Annotated in this window: 22 protein-coding genes; 13 read left to right on the top strand and 9 right to left on the bottom strand. The window is 64.8% G+C overall.

Annotated features, from left to right (window positions below):
* Positions 1–84 precede the first annotated feature (84 nt).
* The 4 genes from OCU_RS50475 to OCU_RS37200 all read left to right on the top strand — a co-directional run bounded on the left by OCU_RS50475 (position 85) and on the right by OCU_RS37200 (position 3,029).
* Positions 85–513: a cellulose-binding domain-containing protein gene (locus OCU_RS50475; protein ID WP_009954558.1), complete on the top strand. Its 429-nt coding sequence runs from the start codon at positions 85–87 to the stop codon at positions 511–513.
* A gap of 146 nt (positions 514–659) precedes the next feature.
* Entirely contained in the window at positions 660–1,616 is a 957-nt protein-coding gene (locus OCU_RS37210; RefSeq protein WP_041787064.1) for an SAM-dependent methyltransferase, read from the top strand.
* Positions 1,613–2,302 (top strand): type 1 glutamine amidotransferase domain-containing protein, encoded by a 690-nt coding sequence (locus OCU_RS37205; protein WP_014380100.1) that lies wholly within the window; start codon positions 1,613–1,615, stop codon positions 2,300–2,302. The genes OCU_RS37210 and OCU_RS37205 overlap by 4 nt, the downstream gene beginning before the upstream one ends.
* 118 nt (positions 2,303–2,420) lie before the next feature.
* On the top strand, positions 2,421–3,029 hold the full coding sequence (locus OCU_RS37200; protein ID WP_041787063.1) for an LGFP repeat-containing protein: 609 nt from the start codon (positions 2,421–2,423) through the stop codon (positions 3,027–3,029).
* Positions 3,030–3,210: 181 nt separating this feature from the next.
* Here the strand turns inward: OCU_RS37200 and OCU_RS37195 are convergent, their stop codons facing one another.
* On the bottom strand, positions 3,211–4,086 hold the full coding sequence (locus OCU_RS37195; RefSeq protein WP_041787062.1) for a phosphotransferase family protein: 876 nt from the start codon (positions 4,084–4,086) through the stop codon (positions 3,211–3,213).
* Between the two features lie 395 nt (positions 4,087–4,481).
* On the opposite strand from OCU_RS37195, the gene OCU_RS37190 reads away from it, so the two are divergent.
* Complete coding sequence (locus OCU_RS37190; protein ID WP_014380097.1) at positions 4,482–4,721, top strand: hypothetical protein; 240 nt, start codon at positions 4,482–4,484, stop codon at positions 4,719–4,721.
* A 592-nt stretch (positions 4,722–5,313) separates the two neighbouring features.
* Here the strand turns inward: OCU_RS37190 and OCU_RS37185 are convergent.
* The 3 genes from OCU_RS37185 to OCU_RS37170 all read right to left on the bottom strand — a co-directional run bounded on the left by OCU_RS37185 (position 5,314) and on the right by OCU_RS37170 (position 10,027).
* Positions 5,314–6,141 (bottom strand): DUF1906 domain-containing protein, encoded by an 828-nt coding sequence (locus OCU_RS37185; RefSeq protein ID WP_014380096.1) that lies wholly within the window; start codon positions 6,139–6,141, stop codon positions 5,314–5,316.
* 2,027 nt (positions 6,142–8,168) lie between these two features.
* Entirely contained in the window at positions 8,169–8,993 is an 825-nt protein-coding gene (locus OCU_RS37175) for an acyl-CoA thioesterase (RefSeq protein ID WP_009954542.1), read from the bottom strand.
* A 26-nt stretch (positions 8,994–9,019) separates the two neighbouring features.
* The gene (locus OCU_RS37170; protein WP_014380093.1) at positions 9,020–10,027 is read right to left on the bottom strand and encodes a CobW family GTP-binding protein; all 1,008 of its coding nucleotides are present in this window, start codon (positions 10,025–10,027) and stop codon (positions 9,020–9,022) included.
* Between the two features lie 136 nt (positions 10,028–10,163).
* Here OCU_RS37170 and OCU_RS37165 point away from each other — a divergent pair, with 136 nt between their 5' ends.
* From OCU_RS37165 to OCU_RS37140, 6 genes are all read left to right on the top strand, one after another.
* On the top strand, positions 10,164–10,793 hold the full coding sequence (locus tag OCU_RS37165; RefSeq protein ID WP_014380092.1) for a TetR/AcrR family transcriptional regulator: 630 nt from the start codon (positions 10,164–10,166) through the stop codon (positions 10,791–10,793).
* A gap of 35 nt (positions 10,794–10,828) precedes the next feature.
* Positions 10,829–11,497, top strand: a complete 669-nt coding sequence (locus OCU_RS37160; RefSeq protein WP_014380091.1) for an enoyl-CoA hydratase-related protein — start codon at positions 10,829–10,831, stop codon at positions 11,495–11,497.
* Between the two features lie 153 nt (positions 11,498–11,650).
* Complete coding sequence (locus tag OCU_RS37155) at positions 11,651–12,577, top strand: alpha/beta hydrolase (protein ID WP_008256517.1); 927 nt, start codon at positions 11,651–11,653, stop codon at positions 12,575–12,577.
* A 189-nt stretch (positions 12,578–12,766) separates the two neighbouring features.
* Complete coding sequence (locus OCU_RS37150) at positions 12,767–13,375, top strand: TetR/AcrR family transcriptional regulator (protein ID WP_014380090.1); 609 nt, start codon at positions 12,767–12,769, stop codon at positions 13,373–13,375.
* A gap of 299 nt (positions 13,376–13,674) precedes the next feature.
* Positions 13,675–14,109, top strand: a complete 435-nt coding sequence (locus tag OCU_RS37145; protein ID WP_269147570.1) for an MmpS family transport accessory protein — start codon at positions 13,675–13,677, stop codon at positions 14,107–14,109.
* The gene (locus tag OCU_RS37140; RefSeq protein WP_014380089.1) at positions 14,106–17,009 is read left to right on the top strand and encodes an MMPL/RND family transporter; all 2,904 of its coding nucleotides are present in this window, start codon (positions 14,106–14,108) and stop codon (positions 17,007–17,009) included. The genes OCU_RS37145 and OCU_RS37140 overlap by 4 nt, the downstream gene beginning before the upstream one ends.
* A 72-nt stretch (positions 17,010–17,081) precedes the next feature.
* On the opposite strand, the gene OCU_RS37135 is transcribed toward OCU_RS37140, so the two are convergent.
* The 5 genes from OCU_RS37135 to OCU_RS37115 form a co-directional block, all read right to left on the bottom strand.
* Entirely contained in the window at positions 17,082–17,873 is a 792-nt protein-coding gene (locus OCU_RS37135; RefSeq protein ID WP_014380088.1) for an SDR family oxidoreductase, read from the bottom strand.
* 78 nt (positions 17,874–17,951) lie between these two features.
* Complete coding sequence (locus OCU_RS37130) at positions 17,952–18,881, bottom strand: TIGR03564 family F420-dependent LLM class oxidoreductase (protein ID WP_179300640.1); 930 nt, start codon at positions 18,879–18,881, stop codon at positions 17,952–17,954.
* A gap of 78 nt (positions 18,882–18,959) precedes the next feature.
* On the bottom strand, positions 18,960–19,826 hold the full coding sequence (locus tag OCU_RS37125) for a hypothetical protein (RefSeq protein ID WP_014380086.1): 867 nt from the start codon (positions 19,824–19,826) through the stop codon (positions 18,960–18,962).
* Positions 19,823–21,070: an acyl-CoA dehydrogenase family protein gene (locus OCU_RS37120; RefSeq protein WP_014380085.1), complete on the bottom strand. Its 1,248-nt coding sequence runs from the start codon at positions 21,068–21,070 to the stop codon at positions 19,823–19,825. The genes OCU_RS37125 and OCU_RS37120 overlap by 4 nt, the downstream gene beginning before the upstream one ends.
* Before the next feature lie 79 nt (positions 21,071–21,149).
* Complete coding sequence (locus tag OCU_RS37115) at positions 21,150–21,539, bottom strand: DUF1801 domain-containing protein (RefSeq protein WP_009954529.1); 390 nt, start codon at positions 21,537–21,539, stop codon at positions 21,150–21,152.
* A 125-nt stretch (positions 21,540–21,664) separates the two neighbouring features.
* On the opposite strand from OCU_RS37115, the gene OCU_RS37110 reads away from it, so the two are divergent.
* On the top strand, positions 21,665–22,471 hold the full coding sequence (locus tag OCU_RS37110; RefSeq protein WP_009954528.1) for an acyl-CoA thioesterase: 807 nt from the start codon (positions 21,665–21,667) through the stop codon (positions 22,469–22,471).
* Positions 22,472–22,533: 62 nt separating this feature from the next.
* Entirely contained in the window at positions 22,534–23,052 is a 519-nt protein-coding gene (locus tag OCU_RS37105; protein ID WP_009954527.1) for a nuclear transport factor 2 family protein, read from the top strand.
* The last annotated feature ends 3 nt before the right edge of the window (positions 23,053–23,055 follow it).

Genomic DNA, 23,055 nt, shown 5'->3' with positions numbered 1-23,055 from the left:
TGACGGTTTCGGTTGGGCAAAGGTACTGCGGCTTACCCGCGATGCGAGGCCCGATGTCGCTTCTGCGGCTTTAGTGTTGCTGGTATGGCGGGAGTGGACAATTGCGTGAAGCGCTGGCGCACAGCGCTTCACGCGGCCGTGGCGGCCTTGATGGTTGTCATGCTCGGACTTGCCATCACGCCGGCAGCTCACGCGGCCGCTGCCACGGCGACGTTATCGGTGTCCCATTCGTGGCAGAGCGGTTTCATCGCCCACTTCACCGTCACCAACTCGAGCATGGCGCCGCTGAACGATTGGAAGCTCGAGTTCGACTTGCCGGCGGGCGAATCCGTCTTGCACGCGTGGAACAGCACCGTCACGCAGACTGGCACGCACTATGTGCTCACGCCCGCGAATTGGAATCGCGTCATTGCGCCCGGTAGTTCGGCCACAGGTGGTTTCAGGGGCGTGTTGAGCGGTACCTACTCACCACCGGTGAATTGCGTGCTCAACGGGCAATATCCTTGCACTTAGCGCCGACGGTGCACTGAGCCTGTGCCGCTCCGGGGGCCCACCGGCCCAAGCCGGGCGCCGATGCGCTTCGTGCCGTGCAGTGGCGAGTTCGTTGCCTCCGAGCGCAGCGCAACGCACTACGTAGCCAAAAACTTCGGAGGTAGAGAATGCCACCAACGAAGGGATCGTGGGATCCCGCCACCAGCGTAGGAACCACGGCGACGATGGTGGCCGCGGCGCGGGCCATCGCGACCGCCAATGGTGACATCAACGATCCCTTCGCCGAGCCGTTGGTCCGCGCGGTCGGCGTGACCTTTCTGACCCGCTGGGCTACCGGTGAGCTGTCCGCGTCGGATGTCGACGTGGAGGGCAGCCCGTGGGGCCTGGCGCAGATGCCCGCGTCGATCGCGGCGCGCACACGGTACTTCGACGAATTCTTTGCGGATGCCGCCGCGGCGGGCATCCGCCAGGCCGTCATCCTCGCCTCGGGCCTGGATACCCGCGCGTATCGGTTGGGGTGGCCCGGAGGGATGACGGTGTTCGAGATCGATCAACCGGCCGTCATCGAGTTCAAGACAACGACGCTGGCCAGTCTTGGCGCCGAACCCAAAGCCGACGTGCGGCCGGTCGCGACCGACCTGCGCCAGGATTGGCCGACGGCGCTGAACGAGGCGGGCTTCGAGCCCAACAGAGCTTCGGCGTGGATCGCCGAGGGGCTGTTTGGCTACCTGGCACCCGGGGCCCAGGACCAGCTGCTCGACACCATCACCGCGCTCAGCGCGCCAGGAAGTCGACTCGGCACCGAGGCCGTCCCGAATACGGCCGACATGGACCCCGACGCGGCCCGCGAACGCATGCAGGCGGCGACCGCCAAGTGGCGCCGGCACGGCTTTCAACCCGACTTCACCGTGATCGAGTTCGAGGGCGAGCGCCACGACGTCGGAGCGTACCTCGACGCGCGCGGCTGGACATCGGTCGCAACTCCAATGGGTCGACTGCTCGCGGACCACGAGTTGGGGCCGATCCCACAGACCGACGACAATCGACAAACGATGAACGGTGTCACCTACTACACGTCGACGCTGGGCACAGGGCGGGCTATGAGTGGAATCCTGGGAGGATGACCAAGCGCATCCTCAACGTCGTCTCCAACGTCGCCCATTACGACGACCCCGCCGAGCCGACCGGGCTGTGGCTCTCCGAGTTGACGCACGCCTATGACGTCTTCGCCGAAGCGGGTTACGAACAGACGATCGTCAGCCCGAAAGGCGGCACTTCACCGCTGGAGCCGCGCTCGTTGAAGTTCCCCAGTTTCGGCAAGAGCGCCAAGGCCTGGAAGGCCGACGATACGAAGATGGCGCTGCTGGCCCGCACCGCCGCACCCGATGAGATCGACTCGACGGCCTATGACGCGATTTACTTCACCGGCGGCCACGCGGTCATGTATGACTTCCCGGATAGCGAAGGCCTGCAACACATCACGCGCGAGATCTTCGAGCGCGGGGGAGTCGTGTCCTCGGTCTGCCACGGCTACTGCGGCCTGCTCAACACCAAGCTGTCGGACGGATCGCTCTTGGTTGCCGGGCGCAAGCTCACCGGGTTCGCCTGGTCGGAGGAGGTCCTGGCCCGGGTCAACAAGCTGGTGCCTTATAACGCCGAAGCGGAAATCAAGAAGCGCGGCGCCCGCTACGTTAAGGGTCTGATTCCCTTCGCCTCGCACGTCGTTGTCGATGGGCGGCTGGTCACAGGCCAGAATCCGGGATCGGCCAAGGCTACCGCCAAGAAGATCGTCTCGGTGCTGGGCAGCTGACAAAGCTGCGGTGATCCTCCGTTAGGTGCCCTGGCTCGCCGTCGATGACCGCGGGTAAGTTCGTTCGGAGCCACGACGACCACGACCGCCTGCCTCAGGAAGACGCGAGAGGAAGCTCATGAGAACGATCGCATACCGCCACGCGGCAGTCGCCGGCCTGGCCGCCGTCGCACTGATTGCTGTGGGCTGCGGCAATGGCAAGAGCGTCGACGCGTCGGCACCGCCTCACGCAGGGGTGAACGCCACCACCACGTCTAAGACTCCAGCGCCGCCTGCGGAGGTGAAGCTCATCGGTGAGGGCAACGTCGAGGTGATCCTGACCGGCCCGATCGCCGCCAAGTACTCGTCGGCAACTCAGGATCAGAAGCAGGCCCTCGGCAAACCGCTGACGGGTGACCGCAACGCTGGAAAACGGGAGAGCGGCTTGGTATTTCAGCAGTTCCAGGGCGGTGTGATCACCGCCAGGAACGACGCGGTCGGTACACTCGCGTTTATCACCACGGGCAAGATCCGGGAGGCATGGAATGTTCCGCGCGACCCGAACGGCGCGCCCGCGATCACCGGCAATAACGGGTCGGCGGGACCGCTGGGCTTCCCGGCCAGCGACGTGAACACCGTTGGCGATCTGCTTGTATCGAACTTCGAGCACGGCAAAATCGAGTACAACCCGAAGACCGGCCAGGTCGAAGTGACGGTAAACGGCAACGTCGTACCACCCGGGCTGTAGCCCGGGGCCCCAACTCCCAGTCACGGGTCGTCGTCTGGCGCCAACAGACGAATGTTGATCTGAAAACACCCCCTGCTGAGGAATTGTCAATTCCTGTGGATGGGTGATCTGTTTCCCGCTTCCCGGACATTGCGTTGTGGCGGTGATCGCGTCGGCGGGAGGCGTTGATCAGGTAACGCGGTCAGAGGCGGTGGGCGGCGGCTGCGATGAATTCGTCGAGTTGGTGGTTGGGTTCGTCGCCGCCCATAGACACCGCAGTTAGTAGATCCCAGGTGGGGTGGTATACAAACTGGCCGCTGGCGCGCATCCAGCGCCGCAGGAAGCGATCTGCGACGCCTTGTCCGTGGTGCATGGCCAGGTTCACGCGGAAGTGGGCTATATCCTCCTGGACGGGTCCGGCGCACGACGAGACCCAGTCGACAAGTCCGGATATTTTGCCTTGCTGCCACAAGATGTTGCCGGGATGAAAATCGCGGTGTAAGAACACACGGTCGCTGCTTGGGCGCACATCATGGTACGTGGTGACGGCGCGTTCCCATGCCCACCGATAGCGGGTCCACGCCGGTGGGGCGTTCTCCGGCGGGTAAGGCTCCCACCGGCGTAACTGTTGCGGCGCCGGTATGGCATGAATCGTCATCATGACGTCGATGACGGCGTCCAGCCATGGGTCCAGCTCTGGTGGGTCCCACACGACGGCGCCTGGCAGTGCGGTCATCAATACGCTGGGCACACCGGTGTCCTGTCCGTGCGGGTCGGCGGCAATCACCTTCGGCGCTGGAACTGATGTGTCGGCCAAAAGACCTAAGACCAGTACCTCGTTCGCAGGAGCCCACGGCTCGTCGCGGATCCAATCCAAGACGAATCGCTGCAGGATCACAGCGCTTCGGTTATCGAGAACAAGACGGTGAATCGCCGCGGACTGGCCGCCTTCCAACGGCCGCTGCGCAATGACCTGACACTTTGTCTGGCGCTCAACCCATGCCAGTACGCCCGGTGGAACTGGAGCACGCAACTGATCGTGCAACTCATCATCAATGTCGAATCCGTACGGCGGCATCGCCTTATCCTGTCGAACGGGCCGAGCCGTCGATCACCTCAGGCGGATTAATTCCACATCAGAGGGAGTCGATGTCATGGCCAAAGCTTGCCTCAGGCCACCAACGGTAACCGCGACGTGCGATCGCGGAACCGTCCGGATTACCGGTAACACTGCATATTCGAATCCGTCGTATTCGGGCGGCGGTCCCGATGTCATGCCTTCAGAATCGCCGAGTGGCCAGCGCAATGCCGAGCGCGGTTTCGAGGGGACGGGCGCTGCGCATGGTCCATTGTTCCTGGAGCGGGGAGGTTGTGCTGCGACCGTTAAGGAGCGTTGCCGCAATCTTGATCTCGCACTCTTACCGTGGGTATACGAGATAACGCCTGTTGGCGACCGCAATCCTGGGGGCTCATATGACGACCGCAATCGCCGCGCTTGAGGCAATCGAGAAGGATGCGGACGACGCGAACGATCTTCTCTTGGCGGTCGCAGCAATGAACGCGGTTGCGCCCCTAAGGGGAACCGCTCTTGTCGACGAACCGCGTTGGCGCCTCACGGAAGAAGAGATCGTGGGCGTGTCGATTACGGTGATTTGGGTGTCCCTCATCGCGGTGATCAGCGTCGCCGTGGGCACGGCCTTGACAATGAGTTAGCGACCGGAGCTCACTGATCGGTCAACCCGCACATAGGGTGAGGCGCTTTTCAGCGGTTGCATATGGGCACATTCCACCATGCAAAGGCTGGTGGTGCAGTGTGCACACGGGATTAGATTCTCGAGCTGGTTCCATCGCCATGTAATTCGTTCTGAATGCAGGCCCTGTTCAGCTCAAATCGGTGGCCAATCTCGTTCCGTGACTGTGTGACCCAGTTTCAAACCCGGAGTAGCGAGATATAGAGGATATTGTGTTGGGCGCAACGGTTAAGGGCCAATGCTGAAACCGAACGGAGGCAGGCTGTGTCCCACCAACGCGCGGTATTTGGGCACTCTGAACGGTAGTGGTCATGAACGGAGATGTTGCCTCAGATCCTCCTCAGTGAGCACGGCCTCGGGCGGGCCTGATTCATCAGATGAACCCGGCGCAGTTCTGCCGTCTGGCGCATAAGCCCACACCAGCCCTGAGTCAGATTGCACCGCAACATCTTTGATGTCGGCGCTTGACCGACTTATTCCATGAACGCTCGCGCTGCGTGCTCTGCGACGAGCATGAACGGCGCGTTGGTATCGCCGGAAGTGGCGGCAACACCTTATCGCACGTCGCCGCTTGGACGACCCGCATGGAGGTTCCACTGGCCGCAGTCGGGGGCCAGGACGTCGTTGACGTCCACTTCGAATCCGCCGACCTTCGGCCCGGGATTGGACGCGGTGCTCACGACGCGCTGGTAGAGAACAGCGGCGGGGTGGACCTGATCACCGGACCAGGCTCGAGTTTGCCAGGCCCACCGGCGGCCAGGTGTGCTCGAAGACCCGATAACGCCATCGGCCGCGGCCCACTGGCAGACCCTGACACCTCCGTAGACCCCGGTGCGCTGAACCCCAAGAACTGAGTTGATTCCGCGAAACCACGGCAGCGCGGTGTGAATCCAGGTGTTGCGGTTGATGTCCTCGTCGATGGTGAAGAAAATCGGCGCACTCTGGCCGCCGCCTGCCGCGGTGTGCAAATGCCAGGCGGTGCGCGCATCCGCGACGCCGCCCGCGTAGCCCCGCGTGAAGTCTGACGGTGTCGACCCACCCGGCTTGCCGTATTGGTAGTTACTGACAATCACCAGACCCGCGGCTGTCAGTGAGTCGGCGTAGGACCGAGTGATGGGCTTGGCGCCGAACGAGGAGCCGGGGCGTGACAACGAGACGTAGTTGACCACCCCGCTATAGCCGGCAGCCCGGATCTGCTGCGCCGGAATCTGGTGTGCGGCAAAGTCGATCAGCTGAGGGGGAGCGGCGGCAGTCGCTGTCGGCATGCCGCAGGCTACCGATGCGGCACCCAGACCGGCCAACGTGGCGGCGTAGCGCAGCGCGTCACGCCGGGAGACAGTGCGCAATGGCACATCGGTGGCGGCAGAGGGCAAATTGCGCACGGCGCAAGGTTAAACATGTGACTGTTGTTACCGATAGTGCTGCGCCAGTCGAAACGCGGTTGCATGCCCAAATAGATACCAAGTGGTGATCGTTCGGCTATCACCGCGAAAGGACATGCGGGAGAACGACCTACCGACGATCGCCCGCGCTGCGCGCTCGGCGATGCGCATGGTTCGGCGCGTTGGTGTTGCCGGAAGTGATGGCATAGCCGAAGCATCGGCCGGTAACATCCATATTGGATTGGTGCATATCCCTCCCGCGCCGCAGCAGGGAGGGTCTTTAGTCACGATGGCAACTTCACCGCGGCTCACCCTGCTCGCCGCGCAGTGCAGGAGCACGACTGTGCTGTGGCCGCTAAGGATCGTTACCGCAATCGTGATCTCGCGCTCGGTGATTGGCGTCGCCGCGGCCGCAATCTTGACAATGGGGTTAGCCCGACGCAGCTTCGCGCCTCTACGGCGAACGGAACCTTGAGCAGCGGTTGACCATCAGCGCGCGGACTGCCGCCAACCCTGTGAGATCAACGTCCGCCTCGCTGATACCGCAAATGCCGCATCGATAGCCTTGCTCGGCTCGAAGGGCGTCGTACTGCTCAGGCGTGACCCGGTACTTAGCGCAAAGATTAGCGCGGCGGTTCTCGGCGGGACGTTGATTTATCCTGCGAGCCCGCTGATAGCACGCCATACATCCGACTGCGGGGTTTGAGTTGTCCGCACCCATTGATGGGAGAGCAGCGGATCAACTCCAAGTCTGACGGTGTCGATGTCATGCCCAACTCATGCCGCAGGACACCGATACTGATGGCAACGTCCGAGAGTGGAGCCTCCTCCCGATTACCCGACATAATGTCGCTTATCGGCATAATGCTCACCGGCGCAAAGCGGGGCTACAACGAGTCCCGTAACCCTTGTCCACTGCCTTCCATGGCAGCAAGCCGAGAACGCTCAGTTGGCAAATCTGTCGCGTGGGTACGGGCCAGTCGCGCGACGAACCAACTCTTGTGATCCGTCTAATCGAGCGCCTCCGCACGACATCGCGCGCAGCCCATTGAGTGATCCTCGGCCTCGCTCGCCTGACCGGGCCTTTACCGCCATCATTACGTCACAGTGACGAATTGCGTTGCAGCGGCGGCACATAAGGCCCGCACCAATGTGCGGCCAATGCGGGTCCGACCCTGGGCGCGGGCGCGCTACGGCCCCGATCCCACCTCGCCGCGCTCGGCAAGGGTACGTACGTCAGCGGGACGCGCTACTCCGGCGGCGGGGGCGCCACCGGCTGGCACGCATTGGCCCCCGGGTTCCACCAGTTGCCCGGGCCGCAATCAGGGGGTGCCGTTGGCTGGCACGCATTGGCCCCGGGATTCCACCAATTGCCAGGACCGCAATCAGGGGGCGGCGGTGCCACCGGCTGGCACGCATTGGCCCCCGGGTTCCACCAGTTGCCGGCACCGCAATCCGGGGGCTGGGCGGAGGCCACGCCGGACGATACCGCCGCCACGTAGGCCATTGGTCCTAATGCCACCGCCACGGTGCACACGACGCGACGAACGAACACACTCATCGAGCCCTCCCATCGCAGGCGTCCAGACTTTAGCTGGGCGTGAGTGTAAACCGACTACCCAATCCGGCGGCCTCGCAATCACCTTTTACGCAGCGGCTTCCGGGCCCCCGCGAGGTGGGTGGGAATCCCCGACCCGCCCGATTCGTCACGGTGACGATTATGCAAGGCGGTAAGCCGCTACTGCGATCACATCGTGGCCGGCTCGGCTTACGACTCCTTCGTCGGGCACAGAGAGCTCCACGAGACTCCGATCACCACGAGACAGTGTAAGGACATGGCGGAGAAGAGACACCGGGTCGCGCTACAGACCGCACCCGACCACCGTATCCCCTTCCCCACCGTGGAAAACCCTATGGCCTAATTACGTCACTGTGACGGAATTGCCTTGCGGCGCAGCCATATTGAGACGGTGCGACGTCACGCGTTGCGATGGTCAACCATCGGCACGTGCACTGTGACTGTCCCATCAATTGTGCGTCGGAAAATACATCTCCTGTTTCACCGTGCACACCAGTTCGCCGGTGCGGTTGAACATCGTCCCACTCGCCAGTGCCAGCGAACCGGCGCTACTCGGCGAGGACCGGTCGTAGAGAAGCCAATCCGACAACGCCGCCGGGCCGTGGAACCACACCGAATGGTCGCGCTGCGCCGATGCCCCGACACCGCCGCGTGCGGCATATGCCGGTTCGGTCAACGTCACCGCCGACAGGTACGCCACCAGGCTGGCGGTCAGCACCGGGTCATCGGGAACTCGCCCGTCGGGTCGCCACCACATCGGCGCGCGTGCGGGCGGAGCAGCCTCGGTGTCGATGATCCGGCGCTCGAACCAGCGCAGGCTCGCCCACCGCCCTTGGGCGGTCTCGTCGGATTCCGCGAGATGCGGGGCAACCCACGGCAGGGATTCCGGGCTGGAAGCCGGCGGCATAGGTGGCTGATAGACGACCTGCGCGGGAGCGAAATCGGCGACTTTGAACGACGACATGGCCTCCATCAGAATCTTGCCGTCTTGGCGTGCGGTGACCCGTCGAGCAGAAAACGTCCGGCCTTCTTGGAGGTCGACGACCTCGAAATCAACCGGGTGACGCGAGTCGCCGGGCCGCAGGAAGTACGTGTGGACGCTGTGCGGCGTTCGGCCCGGTGCGGTATGGCTTGCCGCCAACAACGCCTGAGCCGAGATGTGCCCACCGAGTATATGGTTGGCGGGCGCGGGAAGCTGCCGCCCGACGAAGAGCCACTGATCGACTCGGTCGAGCTCCAAGGTGGCGAGCACGTCGCCGAGCGAAGATGACATCACGACGTATCTTGCCGGATCCTCACTCACGCGCTGAGTCGCCGGTACCGTTGCAGCCGCCGCAACGCCGGTGCCGACGCCGACCCCGACACGGGCTGCAGCGCGTCATCGAGCCGCGCGCGTACGGCGGGGATGTCGAGATGCATCCCGATCGCCACGAGGCAATTGGCCATTGCTCCCGACGGCGCCTTCGCGATGTGGACGGCGCCACCCACCAAGTTGATCACGTATTCGCGCACGGTCGCGCGCTCCCGCACAGCCACAATGCCTTTCATCCTGAACACCTGCGGAGGCGGCTGTTCGAGAAGATCGACCAGGGCGTCGGGGTCGATACAACCAGCGCCGGCCACGGTGACCGCATCAGCATGGACGTGGTCATGCTCGTGCTCGGGCACCAAGTCCAGGAACGAGAGCTGGCCAACCTGTCCGGACGTGCCAGACGCGTCGAAGAGCAGCTCCGGGTCGATCCGGCCACCCGATGTGCCCACGACATGAATGTGCGGGTTCCGTTGCGCCGCACGCTGTGTGACGCGCTGCACCACGGCCGACCTCTCGCTGTCAGGCACTTGGTCGAGCTTGTTGACAACGATCAGCGACGCCGCACCATAGCGGACCGGCGGTAGCGTCCCGGAGTCGACGGTGTCGAAATGGTTCACCGCATCGACGACATCCACGAGTCCCCCCGGCCGGACCCCCCGTATCTCGCTGAAACCGATGATCCGCGCGATCGCCACGGGGTCGGCCAGACCACTGGCCTCGACGACGATGGCATCAAGGCGCCGGGCCGGATCCGCGAGTTTGACGAGTGCGTCGTCGAGCCCACCGCCATCGGGCAGGCAACAGATGCATCCGCCGGCGATCGAGGCCGGTTCGTCGACGTGACCGGCCACCAGAGAAGCGTCGATGTTGATGTCGCCGAAATCATTGACCACGACACCGATTCGGGTGCCGGGATGGCGCAACAAGTGGTTGAGCAGCGTCGTCTTGCCAGCGCCGAGATGACCGGTGAGCGCGATGACGGGTATCGCAGCCAATGCCCTACCTTCCGCACCGACATCCGGACGTCCGATGCTAACCGGCGCCATATCACGGTCGGATCGTGCCCCGCGGCACAGGGAGATACTCACGCCCCGGCGCGTAATAGAGCACCCGCTCTGTTATGGTGGTTGCATGCCGCGGCCCCGCCTTCACGATCCCGACGCCGTACTCGACGCCGTCGAGGACCTGGTGGCGCGGTCGGGCCCGAGCGCGGTGACCATCCGGGCGGTCGGCGCGGCCGTGGGTGTCTCCAACGGCGCTGTGTACCACACGTTCACATCGCGGGGCGGACTGATGGGCCAGGCTTGGCTGCGGGCTGGCCGGCGTTTCCTGGCGGTACAGACGGCACTTGTCGACGACGCCGCGACCGGTACCGACCCGGGCGGTCCCATCGAAGCGGTGGTGGCCGCCGCCGACGCGCCGGTGGTTTTCACTGAGCAATATCCCGGCTCATCGACGCTGTTGTTGCGTGTGCGCCGCGAGGAAGTGCTCGCCGACGATGTCCCCGACGACATTGCCGACGAATTGCGACGCCTCGACGAACTTCTCGTCGATTTGATGGTGCGGCTTGCGGTCGCGGTGTGGGAGCGCAAGGACGCGGCGGCGGTGGACACGATAACCAGCTGCGTCGTCGACCTGCCCACCGCGTTGTTGCTCCGGCGAGATCGCCTCGGAAGCGCCACAGCGCGAGCGCATCTGCGCGCGGCCGTGCGCGCCGTGCTGGAGATCGGACCTCCCGCCGCGCGGCAACGACGCGGCTGACCGATGAGAACCATGAAAGAAAGTCAGGGGAACACATGGCTGTAAAACTGGATTACGACGACAAGATCGCCATCATCCGGCTGGGCGACGATGAGAACCGTTTCTCCCCAGCATTTTTGGATGACGTTGAGGCCGCGCTCGATCAGATCATCTCGGATGGCGCCCTGGGGCTGGTCACCACCGCCGGCGGAAAGTTCTACTCCAACGGGCTGGATCTGGACTGGCTGAGCGCCCACACCGACCGGGGCTCCTGGTACATCAATCGGGTGCACCGGCTGCTCGCGCGCGTGCTGACGCTGTCCGTTCCCACCGCCGCCGCCGTGGTCGGTCACGCGTTCGGTGCCGGAGCAATGCTGGCGATCGCGCACGACTTTCGCGCCATGCGCGACGATCGCGGGTACTTCTGTTTTCCCGAGGTCGACATCCGCATTCCGTTCAACCCGGGCATGGCCGCGCTCATCCAGTCCAAACTCACTCCTCGCGCCGCGGTGGCCTCGATGACTACGGGCCGTCGGTTCACCGGGCCCGACGCAGCACAATTCGGCCTCGTCGACGTCGCCTGTCCGGCGGACGCGGTCACCGGCACGGCCGTCGACCAGATTCGCCCATTCGGAGGCAAGGACCCGGGCACGCTCGGAGCGATCAAACAGACGATGTTCGGTCACGTCGTGCGCGCACTGACCGACAGCGACGAGGCGCTCTGAAACGGGCTGTGCCGCTTGGCCAATGCGTCCGCAGCCGGGCCGACACGTGACGGCGCGAATACCGCTGAAACTCGTTCAAATTCCCACGCATGGACATTACCTGCGTCCTGTATGGTCAGCATGTCTGCCGGCGCGAGGGAACAGAGGCATCCGATGGCAAACGGCCTTCCCGATAACGCCTACACGTCGCCCCATGTCTTGGATCCCGGTCTTCGCAAAGTGGCTCGATTCCTGCCCCGGGGTTACGCCTTGCACCGCGGTCTGAAGCTGCAGCGCGCCATCATGAACCTGATGGGCAACGCCGGCCGCATCCGCACCGTGCCGGTGGCCGCGGTCAACGAGCACGTCAGCGTCCGCCTGCACCGTCCGGCCGGCCTTGCCGACCACGCACCGGCGCTGCTGTGGATCCACGGCGGCGGCACCATCATGGGCCACGCCGCCCAGGACGACAAGTATCTGCGCCAACTGTCTCAGCTCACCGGCGTCGCGATCGCGGCGGTCGAACACCGGCTAGCCCCCGAACACCCCTACCCGATACCGGTCGAGGACTGTTATGCGGCCCTGCTCTGGCTGGCGCGCCAGCCATGGGTGGACCCGGATCGAGTCGCCGTCGGCGGCGCCAGCGCCGGCGGGCATTTCGCCGCCGCGGTGGCGCAGCGGGCGCACGACCGCCAGGACGTCAAAATCGCTTTCCAAATGCTGGTGTATCCGATGCTCGACGATCGCACCGGCGCCCGGCGTGACGGCCCCAGGCGGATCATGTGGACCGAATCCGATAACCAATTGGCCTGGCAGTGGTACCTCAATGGGGCCGATCCCGAAGAGGCGGCACCGGCTCGCCGCAAGGATTTGTCGGGCTTGCCGCCCGCCTGGATCGGCGTGGGAACGCTGGACCTCTTTTACTCCGAGAGTCTGGAGTACGCGCGACGCCTGCGCGAGGCGGGCGTCCCGGTGCAGGAGGAGATCGTTCCGGGCGCGTTTCACGCGTTCGACCAGATCGCCGACAAGGCGGCGATCTCGGCGAAGTTCTTCCAAAGCCAATGCGACTATTTGCGGGGCGCCCTCACCCCCAGCGGATGACCGGCCCGAACCCACCTCTTGCACCACAGCGGCTGGCCGAATGATGTTGCGCAAGAACAGGGCTGGTGCGAGGCGGCGAGAACGCGGAACGCCGCCGCTCGCCCTGGACGGTGCCGGGCGGCCTCGCCTCCGCACCGCCAGATGGCACCTTTTGACTGCAAACTGTGCACAACGTGCAACTATATGAGTATGGCCAATCCCCTGGGGCTACGCGAGCGCCGCCGCCGGCAGACGAGCGCCGACATCCGCGACGCCGCCGTACGGCTCACGCTGGAACGGGGATTCGACAAGGTCACGGTCGACGAAATCTGCGCCGAAGCCGGCGTCTCGACCCGCACGTTCTTCAATTACTTCCCCAACAAAGAGTCCGCACTCGCCTACGGCCCCTCTGACATACCCGCCGAGCTGGCCGAGGATTTCGTCGCCGCCGGACCCGCCCCCTACTCGGTCGTCCTCGCGGAACTGATCACCCTGGCGGCACACCACCTGCGCGACGTCCCCCCTCGGCGCGAACACGCAGCTCACATGCTCGAACTCGCGAAGACTTCGCCCGCCGTCCTGGCGGCGTTCCTCGCCGATCTGGAACGATTCCAGAACCAGTTGACGGACATCATCGTCCGCCGCCAGGCGATGCAGCCCGACGACGAGATGGCCGCGCTGATTTCCGCGCTGGCGCTGACGGCGGTGCGGTCGGGCCTGGAACGCTGGGCGAGCGGTAAGGCGAGTGAAACCGCCGACACGCCGATGCCCTATGTTGAGCGTGCCGCCGCGCTGGTGAACAGCATCTTCACGAAGTGACCTGAAACACCAGCAGCAAATGTTGCATACACTGCAAGGTATGCACATCATGTACTATGCGCTGGTGGCGTTACCCGGGGAGGCTTCAGCAACAAGGTGAGCCGGGTGTCGCCGCCGGGGACGTCGGCAGTGGGGATGGGCGACTTTCACCGCGTTTGACGGTCTTGCGCGCACGAACCAAGCAATCCACGCAATTCGTTGTTGATCGGTGCGACTGTGGGCACTCACCTGTCCACGACCTCCAGTCGCGCAAACGCTGATCCGCGTCACGTCCGCGTGATGAGGAAGGGATCACCCAGGTGCAGATATCGAGACTTGTGCGCAACGCCTGGCTGCCGCTGTTGATCGTGGCGGTGGTGCTGGTCGGCGGATTTGCCGTCGTTCGGGTCAAGTCGTTCTTCGGCGCGCACGACACGGGCGTCATGACCAGCCCGCGACTCGATGAGTCAAAGCCGTTCAAGCCCAAGGTCGTCAAATACGAGGTCTTCGGCTCGGCCGCCCAAGCCAACGTGAACTACCTGGATCTGTCCGCCGACCCGAAGCGGATCGACGGCGCGCCGCTGCCGTGGACGCTGGTCCTGAGCACCACCGCCCCGTCGGTGTTCCCGAACCTCTCGGCACAAAGCGACGGCAACTCCCTCGGTTGCCGCATCACCATCGATGACGAAGTCAAGGACGAGAACCTCACCCACGGCGTACACGCCCTGACCTTCTGCATGGTGAAATCCGCATGAGCACAACGTTCAACGACGCCCGCACCGACACCATCCCCGTTGTCGACGAACCCGTTCGGGACAAGATCCCCCGGCTCATCCGGACGTTCGCCGTACCGATCATTCTCGGCTGGATCGCGATCATCGCGGTGCTCAACGTCTCCGTCCCCCAGCTGGAGGAGGTCGGCAAGATGCGCTCGGTGTCGATGGCACCGGATGACGCGCAGTCGGTCGTCGCGACCAAGCGCATGGGCGCGGTGTTCAACGAGTACAAGTCCAACAGCTCGGTGATGATCGTCCTCGAGGGCCAGAATCCGCTGGGCGCGGACGCGCACGCCTACTACGACGACGTCGTCAAGAAGCTCGACGCCGACTCCAAACACGTTGAACACGTACAGGATATGTGGAGCGATCCACTCACCGGAGCGGGCGCGCAGAGCAACGACGGCAAGGCCGCCTACGTCCAGGTCTACCTCGCCGGTAACCAGGGCGAGGCCTTGGCCAACGAGTCGGTGGAATCCGTCCAACACATCGTCAAGAGTGTGACCCCACCCAAAGGGGTGAAGGCCTACGTCACCGGTCCCGCGGCGTTGTCGGCGGACCAGCACGAGGCCGGCGACCGCAGCATGCAGCTCATCACGGCGGCCACGTTCACCGTCATCATCGCGATGCTGCTGTTGGTCTATCGCTCCGTCATTACGGTGCTGCTCACGCTGGTGATGGTGGTGCTCGAGTTGTCGGCCGCACGCGGAATGGTCGCGTTCCTAGGCTATTTCCAGCTCATCGGGCTCTCGACGTTCGCCACGAACCTGTTGGTCACCTTGGGTATCGCGGCCGCCACCGACTACGCGATCTTCTTGATCGGCCGATATCAGGAAGCCCGCTCTATCGGCGAGTCCCGAGTAGATGCGTACTACACGATGTACAAGGGCACCGCGCACGTGGTGCTCGGGTCGGGCTTGACCATCGCCGGCGCCACCTTCTGCCTGCACTTCACCAACCTGCCCTACTTCCAGACGCTGGGTATCCCACTGGCGATCGGCATGGTGGTCGTCGTCGCGGCGGCGTTGACGCTGGGTCCCGCGGTCATCTCCGTGGTAATCCGCTTCGGTAAGACACTGGAACCCAAGCGCACGCAACGCATTCGCGGGTGGCGCAAGGTCGGTGCGCTCGTCGTGCGCTGGCCCGGCCCGATCCTGGTCCTCACCATCGGCGTGGCGTTGGTGGGCTTGCTGACCCTGCCCGGGTACCGGACCAACTACAACGACCGCAACTACCTACCGACGGACCTGCCGGCCAACGAGGGGTATGCGGCCGCGGATCGCCACTTCTCGCAGGCGCGGATGAACCCCGAGGTGCTGATGATCGAAAGCGACCACGATCTGCGGAATTCGGCGGACTTCTTGGTGATCGACAAGATCGCCAAGACGGTCTTCCGGGTCCCGGGCATCGGGCGCGTGCAGGCGATCACCCGCCCGCAGGGCACGCCGATCGAGCACACGTCGATTCCCTTCCAGATCAGCATGCAGGGCGTCAGCCAGCAGATGAGCCAGAAGTACCAAGAAGATCAGATGGCCGACATGCTGCACCAGGCCGACATGATGCAGACGACCATCGACAGCATGGAAAAGATGTCCAGCATCACCGTGCAGATGGCCAACGACATGCACGTCATGGTCAAAAAGATGCACGACATGACCATCGACATCAACGAATTACGCGACCACATGGCCGATTTCGAGGACTTCTTCCGGCCGATGCGCAGCTACTTCTACTGGGAAAAGCACTGCTATGACATCCCGGCGTGCTGGTCGCTGCGCTCGGTGTTCGACGGCCTCGACGGCATCGACACCATGACCGACGACATCGAAAGTCTGCTGCCGGTCATGGACCACCTGGACACCCTGATGCCCCAGATGGTGGCGCTGATGCCTTCCATGATCGAAAACATGAAGGCGATGAAAACGACCATGCTGACCATGTATTCGACCCAGAAGGGCCTGCAGGATCAGCAGAAAGAGGCGCAGAAGAACTCCAGCGCCATGGGTAAGGCGTTCGACGCCTCCAAGAACGACGACTCGTTCTACCTGCCCCCGGAGACCTTCAACAACAAAGAGTTCAAGAAGGGCATGAAGAACTTCATCTCCCCCGACGGGCACGCCGTGCGCTTCATCATCAGCCATGACGGCGATCCGATGTCGCAGGAAGGCATTTCGCACATCGGGGCGATCAAGAAGGCCGCCTACGAGGCGCTCAAGGGCACGCCGCTGGAGGGCTCCAAGATCTACCTCGCGGGCACCGCGTCGATCTACAAGGACCTCAGCGACGGCAACACCTACGACCTGCTGATCGCCGGAATCGCTTCGCTGTGCCTGATTTTCATCATCATGCTGCTCATCACGCGCGGTGTGGTGGCCTCGGCGGTCATCGTGGGAACGGTTTTGCTGTCGCTGGGCGCGTCCTTTGGACTGTCGGTGCTGATCTGGCAGCACCTCATCGGCATCGAACTGCACTGGATGGTGCTCGCGATGTCGGTGATCATCCTGCTGGCCGTGGGCGCCGACTATAACCTGCTGTTGGTCGCGCGGTTCAAGGAAGAGATCCACGCCGGCCTGAACACCGGCATCATCCGCTCGATGGGCGGCACCGGCTCGGTGGTCACCTCAGCCGGTCTGGTGTTCGCCTTCACGATGATGACGATGGCCGTCAGCGAGTTGACGGTCATCGGCCAGGTTGGGACCACCATCGGGCTGGGTTTGCTGTTCGACACCCTGATCGTGCGGTCGCTGATGACACCATCGATTGCGGCTCTACTGGGCAAGTGGTTCTGGTGGCCACAGCACGTGCGTCAACGGCCGGTCCCCTCGCCGTGGCCCAAACCCGCCCCCAAAGAGCGCGAATCCGTAACCGCGGACGCCTGACCCTCGAGAGTGCACCTGCCGACGGTCCCACCCGGGAACCCGTCGGCAGTTGCACTTTCGCGCAGAAGACTCCTACGTGACCCAGTCCGGCTGCGCGTCGGTCTCCACGTTGGCGAAGTCCTTATGCCCCAGCCCGGCGGTGGTGCCGCCGTCGACGACGAACTCCGAGCCGGTGGAGTAGCTGGACTCGTCGCTGGCCAGATAGACCACGAGGTTGGAGACCTCCACGGGTTGGGCGGCCCGGCCCAGCGCCGTTTGGAAGATGTCGTCGGGGACCCAATCGGTCATCGGGGTCTTGATGAGCCCGGGGTGAATGGAGTTCACCCGGATTCCGCTGGGCCCCAGTTCCAGTGCGGCCGACTTCGTCAGCCCGCGCACCGCGAATTTGGTTGCGGTGTAGCCGTGGCAGGCGATGGTGCCGGCCATGCCTTCGATCGAGGAGATGTTGATGATCGATCCCCGGCCCGCTTCCTTCATCGGCTTCACCACGGCGCGGATGCCGAGAAACACCCCCGTCAGGTTGATGTCGATAATGCGCTGCCACTCCGAGAGCGCGTAGTCCTCCAGCGTGCCGATGTTGATGATGCCCGCGTTGTTGACCAGCACGTCGATGCGGCCGAACTCGCCCAGGGCGGTGGCCACCGCCGCGTCCCAATCCTCGGGTTTGGTCACGTCGAGGTGCAGGTAGCGGACGGCTTGGAAATGGGGGTCGACCTCCGCGGCCACGGCCTTGCCCTCGTCGTCGAGGATGTCACCGAAGACCACCTTGGCTCCCTCGGCGACCAGCGACCGCACGTGCGATGCGCCCATCCCCCGGGCGCCGCCGCTGATGAGGGCGACCTTTCCCGCCAACCGTTCTGCCACTGCGCTTCTCCTGTCCTCTGAGTTCGTCTCTGCACCATACGTTCCGGAGGCAATGTATGGCCATAGCCAAACGCCGGGTCAGGAGTCGTAGGCGCGCAGCAGCGCCCGCGTGCGGGCCCGGCCCTCCGGTGACGGATCGAATGCCGCCGCAACATACTCGTCGACGCCCGCGGCGCGCAGCTCGTCGAGCCGGCCTCGCACGGTGTCCTCGTCGCCGATGATGGCGGCATCCTGCGGCCCCGCGTAGCCCTCGCGGTCGAGCATCGCACGGTACGACGGCAACTCGCCGTAGATGGCGAACTGTTCGGCCGCCTGCTTGCGGACGGCGTCGACATCGTCGGTGACGCTGACGGGCAACGACGCGGCGACACGCACCTCGTCCTCCCGCCCGGCATCGGCGGCCGCCCGCCGCAGCGTCGGGCCGACATGTTCGGCCAGCGTTTTGGGGCCGGTCATCCAGGTGCAGGTGCCCGACGTGCGCCGGCCGGCGATCTTGAGCAGCTGCGGACCCAGGGCCGCGATGTACACGTCGGGCTTCGGCGCCCCGGTGATCATCAGGGCACCGCGGGTGGTCACCGTCTCCCCCGCCGCGGCGGCGGGTTCACCGGCCAGCAGGGGCAACAACCCGTCGAGGTACTCGTTCAGCCTGCGCACCGGCTTGTCCCACGGTATGCCCCACATCCCCTCGGTCACCGCCTGATGGGTCATGCCGAGCCCGAGCGTGAACCGGCCACCCGAGGCGAGGCTCAGCGTGAGGGCACGCTGCGCCATGAGCATCGGATGCAGATTCTGGATCGGCACCACACCGCTGGCCACCTCGATCGTGTCGACCTCGTGCAGCGCGATGGCCAGAATCGTGAGAAGGTCTGGCTCATAGGGCAATTGGCTCATCCACACCCGCGTGAAGCCCTCGTCGCGCAGCATAGCGAGGTTGGCGATCGTCGCGTCGATCGGCGATTGACCGCCCGATCCGCTGAGTTGCCCGAACATGGAGATCTGCATGACCATCACGCTCCTTCGCGTCGCCTTCGGGAAGGTTATCGCCCTTCCCCGGGGCGCGCCCGAGCGGAGGTCGCCGAGCCCGGCTCAGCCGACGACGTCGAAGACCGCGGCAGCGGAGGTGACGGCCTTGTCGGCGTTGCCTTCGTCGTGCAGCAGCATGCGCACGCCGACGCGCCCGGGCCCGCCAGGATGCGCGGTGCCCTCGACCCGGAATGGACCCACCTTGCCGCGCGACATGAACATCACGTGCCAGCTCACGACCTGCAACTTTCTGGTTCCCGCGACCTCGGCGGCCAAATCGATTGCGGCGGTCTCGAGGACGACGTGCTGGGGCCCGATGTGCAACGCCGCATCCGGTGACGCGAGTTCGGTGCTGAGCTCTGGCAGGACCCAATGGCCGTCGCCGCGACGGCTGGCGCCGAAGGCCCGCCACAGCGGCGGCAGATCCGGAGAGTCCTCGATCACCAGCTCCGTGCCCGAAACATCCATCCTGTCCAGGCCTTCGGGCGGGATGCCGATGATCGCTCCCTGCCCCTCATTGAACGCGATCACCCGCTGCGGGTTATCGGCGTCGACGATCGTGCAGCGCCCGTAGCCCATGGTGCGGCCCTGGTGCACGATGCCAGACCCGACGATCTCCACCCGCGTCACGTCGTAGCCGGGGTCGACGATCTGTACCGACGCGATCACCGGGTTGGGCACGGCGACCATGTCGGTCTGACAACCCTCCGGGGAGGAAATGGCCAACGGCGCCACCATGATTCCGCCCGCCTCGTTGCGCATGTCGCGGCGGATGGTGACGGTGTCGTCGGTCTCGCCGAGATTCATCGACGAGTGTTTGCGGCCGATGTAGCGGTAGCTCAGCAGGCCCGTCCAGCGTCGGTACAGTTCGTCGCGGTAGGCGTCGGTGTCCCCCGCCAACTCTCGGATGTCACGAAGTTGGTCGCTCAATTCCGTTCTCCTCCCGGGCTTTTGCCGCGTCGCACCTGATTGAACGGCACGCCCCGGTCATCGGCGCGCTCGCGCGGAAAGTTCAGCACCCGCTCGCCGATCACGTTGCGCGCCATCTCGGTGGTGCCACCACCGATGCTGGCGGTCTGCCGGCCCAGATAGCGCGTCCCGATGTCGAGGAGTGCGCCGTCGTCCGCGACCACGGCCGACGTCCCGGACACGGCGAGGGCGGTGTCCGTTTCGACGTCGTGCACCGCGGCCATGGAGAGCCGGATGATCGATCCCGCGGTCGGCGGCAGGGCGCCGCCGGCGACGGCATGAAAGACGTGCTCGCTGAGCTGGCCGTGGACCGTGCGGTGAACCAGGGCCCGACCGATCATCTCCCGGACCCGCTCGCTGTCGTGCTGGTCGGTCTTGTCGACCAATGCCAGCAGGTCGACCGAAACATCTTCGGCCTCAGCGATTCCCGGCCCGCTGGTGTACTCCGAACCGTCGCCCATGCTGCGGCGCTCGTGGTAGAGCTGGCGCGACGCAACCTCCCAGCCCTTGCCCGGCTCGCCGACAACGGCGTCATCCCCCACGTCGACGTCGTCGAAGAACTCTTCGCAGAACTCGATCGACCCGTTGACCTGTTCAACGCGGTTGATCGTGATGCCGGGATGCCGAAGCGGCACCAGGAACATCGTGAGACCGTCGTGCTTGGGCACGTCCCAGTTGGTGCGGGCCAGGCACAGCCCGTAATCGGCGGCGAATGCCCAGGTGCTCCAGGTCTTGGCGCCGTTGATGATCCACCGGCCGTCGCGGTGTTCGGCGCGGGTGATGACGCCCGCCAGGTCCGATCCCCCGCTGGGCTCCGAGAGCAGCTGCACCAGTACCTCGTCGCCGCGCAGCGCGGCCGGGATGTGGGTTTGCTTTTGCTCCTCGCTGCCCATATCGAGGATCGTGGCGCAGCAGATGGCGAAGGACGGGACGTTGAGCAGAAGCGGCGTCTCATAGCCGAGCGACTCGGCGTCAAAGGCCTTCTTGTATTCGTAGCTCAGCCCGAGGCCGCCATACTCACGCGGGAAACAGATACCGGCGAATCCGCCCTCCCACAGGAGCTTCTGCAATTCGCGGGCCCGGTGCCAGGCCGGCAGCTGATCTCGCTGAAGCGACACCGCCTCGGCCGGATCGAGTCGCGGCATGTTCGCGGCGAGCCAGGCCCTGGCCCGGCGCCGAAATTCCTCGACCGACTCGGAAGTCACCGGCTGGCCTCTCACTCGACCGTCGTCCTTGTGCTGGGCGACTGTACAGCAACGGCGACGGCGCTGTACAGGTGGCGCCCTACGACCTGTTCAGGTCGACCGCGGCCCGAATGAGCGCCTTCAACGCGTTCTCGTCGATCGTGTCGCCCTCGTGGAAATCGATTGCGCGTCTGGTGTTGCCGTCGAGGCTCGAATTGAACAGACTCGCGGGATCCTGCAGCGACGCCCCCTTCGCGAACGTCATCTTCACGACGTTCTTGTACGTCTCGCCAGTGCAGATCATCCCGTCGTGATACCACACCGGAACGCCACGCCACTTCCACTCTTCAATTACGTCGGGGACGGCCTCCTTGATCAGTTGCCGGATCCGGGCGAGCGTCTCGCCGCGCCAATCCCCCAGTTCCTCGATCCTGGCATCGATCAACTCGGCGGGAGATTTGGCTGCGGCTTCGTGCTTGGAGTTGGTCATCGCGGTTCGCTTTCGTTCAGGCTGTCGCTCGCCGGACCGTATCAGGGGAGGTGAATCGCCGGTCGGGTGCAACGACCCCGTGTCCAGCGGCGAGTTCGACCGCAAGTAGTCTGCCGTCGACCAACATGACCGACACACATCCCTTCGACGAAGCCGTCCGCCTCGACACCGTCAGCGCGGACGTCCGACGCGGTAGCACGCACGCGGAGTGGGCCAACATGGTCGGGCCATTCGGCGGGATCACGGCCGCCGTCATGCTGGCCGCCGTCGAAGGGCAGCCCGACCGCATCGGCGAGCCGCTCGCCCTGACCGTCAACTTCGCCGCACCGATCGCCGACGGCGGCTTCGACATCGCGCTTCGGGCCGCGCGCACCAACCGCACCAACCAGCATTGGGTTGTCGAGCTCAGCCAGGATGGGGTGGTCAAGACCACGGCGACCGCGATCTTCGCGATCCGGCGCGAGAGCTGGGCCGACACGGAAGCGCACCCGCCGAGCGCGCCGGCCCCGGAGCAGTTGTCCGCCGTCGATCCGGGCCTCGTGCGATGGACCGGCCTCTACGACACGCGCTACGTCGAGGGGGCGATGCCCGGCAAAGGCGGGGACCCCAGGCCCTCTTCGACCACCACGCTGTGGGTGCGCGACCGCGCGCGCCGCCCGGTCGACTACGCGGCGCTCGCGGCGCTGTGCGACATCTTCTACCCGCGGGTGTTCCTGCGTCACGGCGGCTTCCTCCCGTCCGGAACGATCTCACTGACCGCGTACTTTCACGCCGATCAGCAGCAACTCGAGGCCGTCGGAGACGACTTCGTGCTGGCCACCGCCCACGCCAACCGCTTCGCAAACGGCTATTTCGATCAGAGCGCGCAGGTGTGGACCCGGGCGGGCGGACTGCTGGCCACCACACATCAGATCGTCTACTTCAAGGGCTGACAGGTTTACACTTCGCCAGTGAAACGTCACGCCGGGGCCCTTACGGGCAGAATCGAGCCGCAATGACAGAGCGCGCGGAAAACCTGGTCACCGACGGCTTGCCCGCGATCGAGTCCATCAAGCAGCTCAAAGCGCGCTACTGCCGCTACCTGGACACCAAGGATTGGGCGGCCTGGCGAACGATCTTCGCCGACGACTTCGTCAGTGACACCTCCGAAGCGGGCGGCAAGGTGATCGCCGGCGCCGACGACTTCGTCGCCTTCACCCGCCAGGCCCTGGGCCGACCCACCCAGGCCACCGCGCACCAGGTGCACACCCCCGAAATCGAGCTCACGTCGGCAACGACGGCGCGTGGGATATGGGCGCTGCAAGACGTCGTTCGGTTCAGGCCCGGGGCAACCTTGGTCGGCTACGGCCATTACCACGAAACCTATGAAAACGTCGCGGGCCGATGGCTTATCAAGAGCTCCAAGCTAACTCGGCTCCGCGAGGACATCGTGACCCCGCTATTCTCGATTTACGTGTCCCCCCGAATCCGCACGGCGATCGCCAAGATCGCCGGCCGGCTGATGGATCGGTGACGC

The organism is Mycobacterium intracellulare ATCC 13950 (assembly GCF_000277125.1).
GTDB classification, from domain to species: Bacteria; Actinomycetota; Actinomycetes; order Mycobacteriales; family Mycobacteriaceae; genus Mycobacterium; species Mycobacterium intracellulare.
The sequence above is the reverse complement of the archived record's forward strand: the minus strand, read 5'-3'. Positions and strand labels throughout refer to the sequence as shown.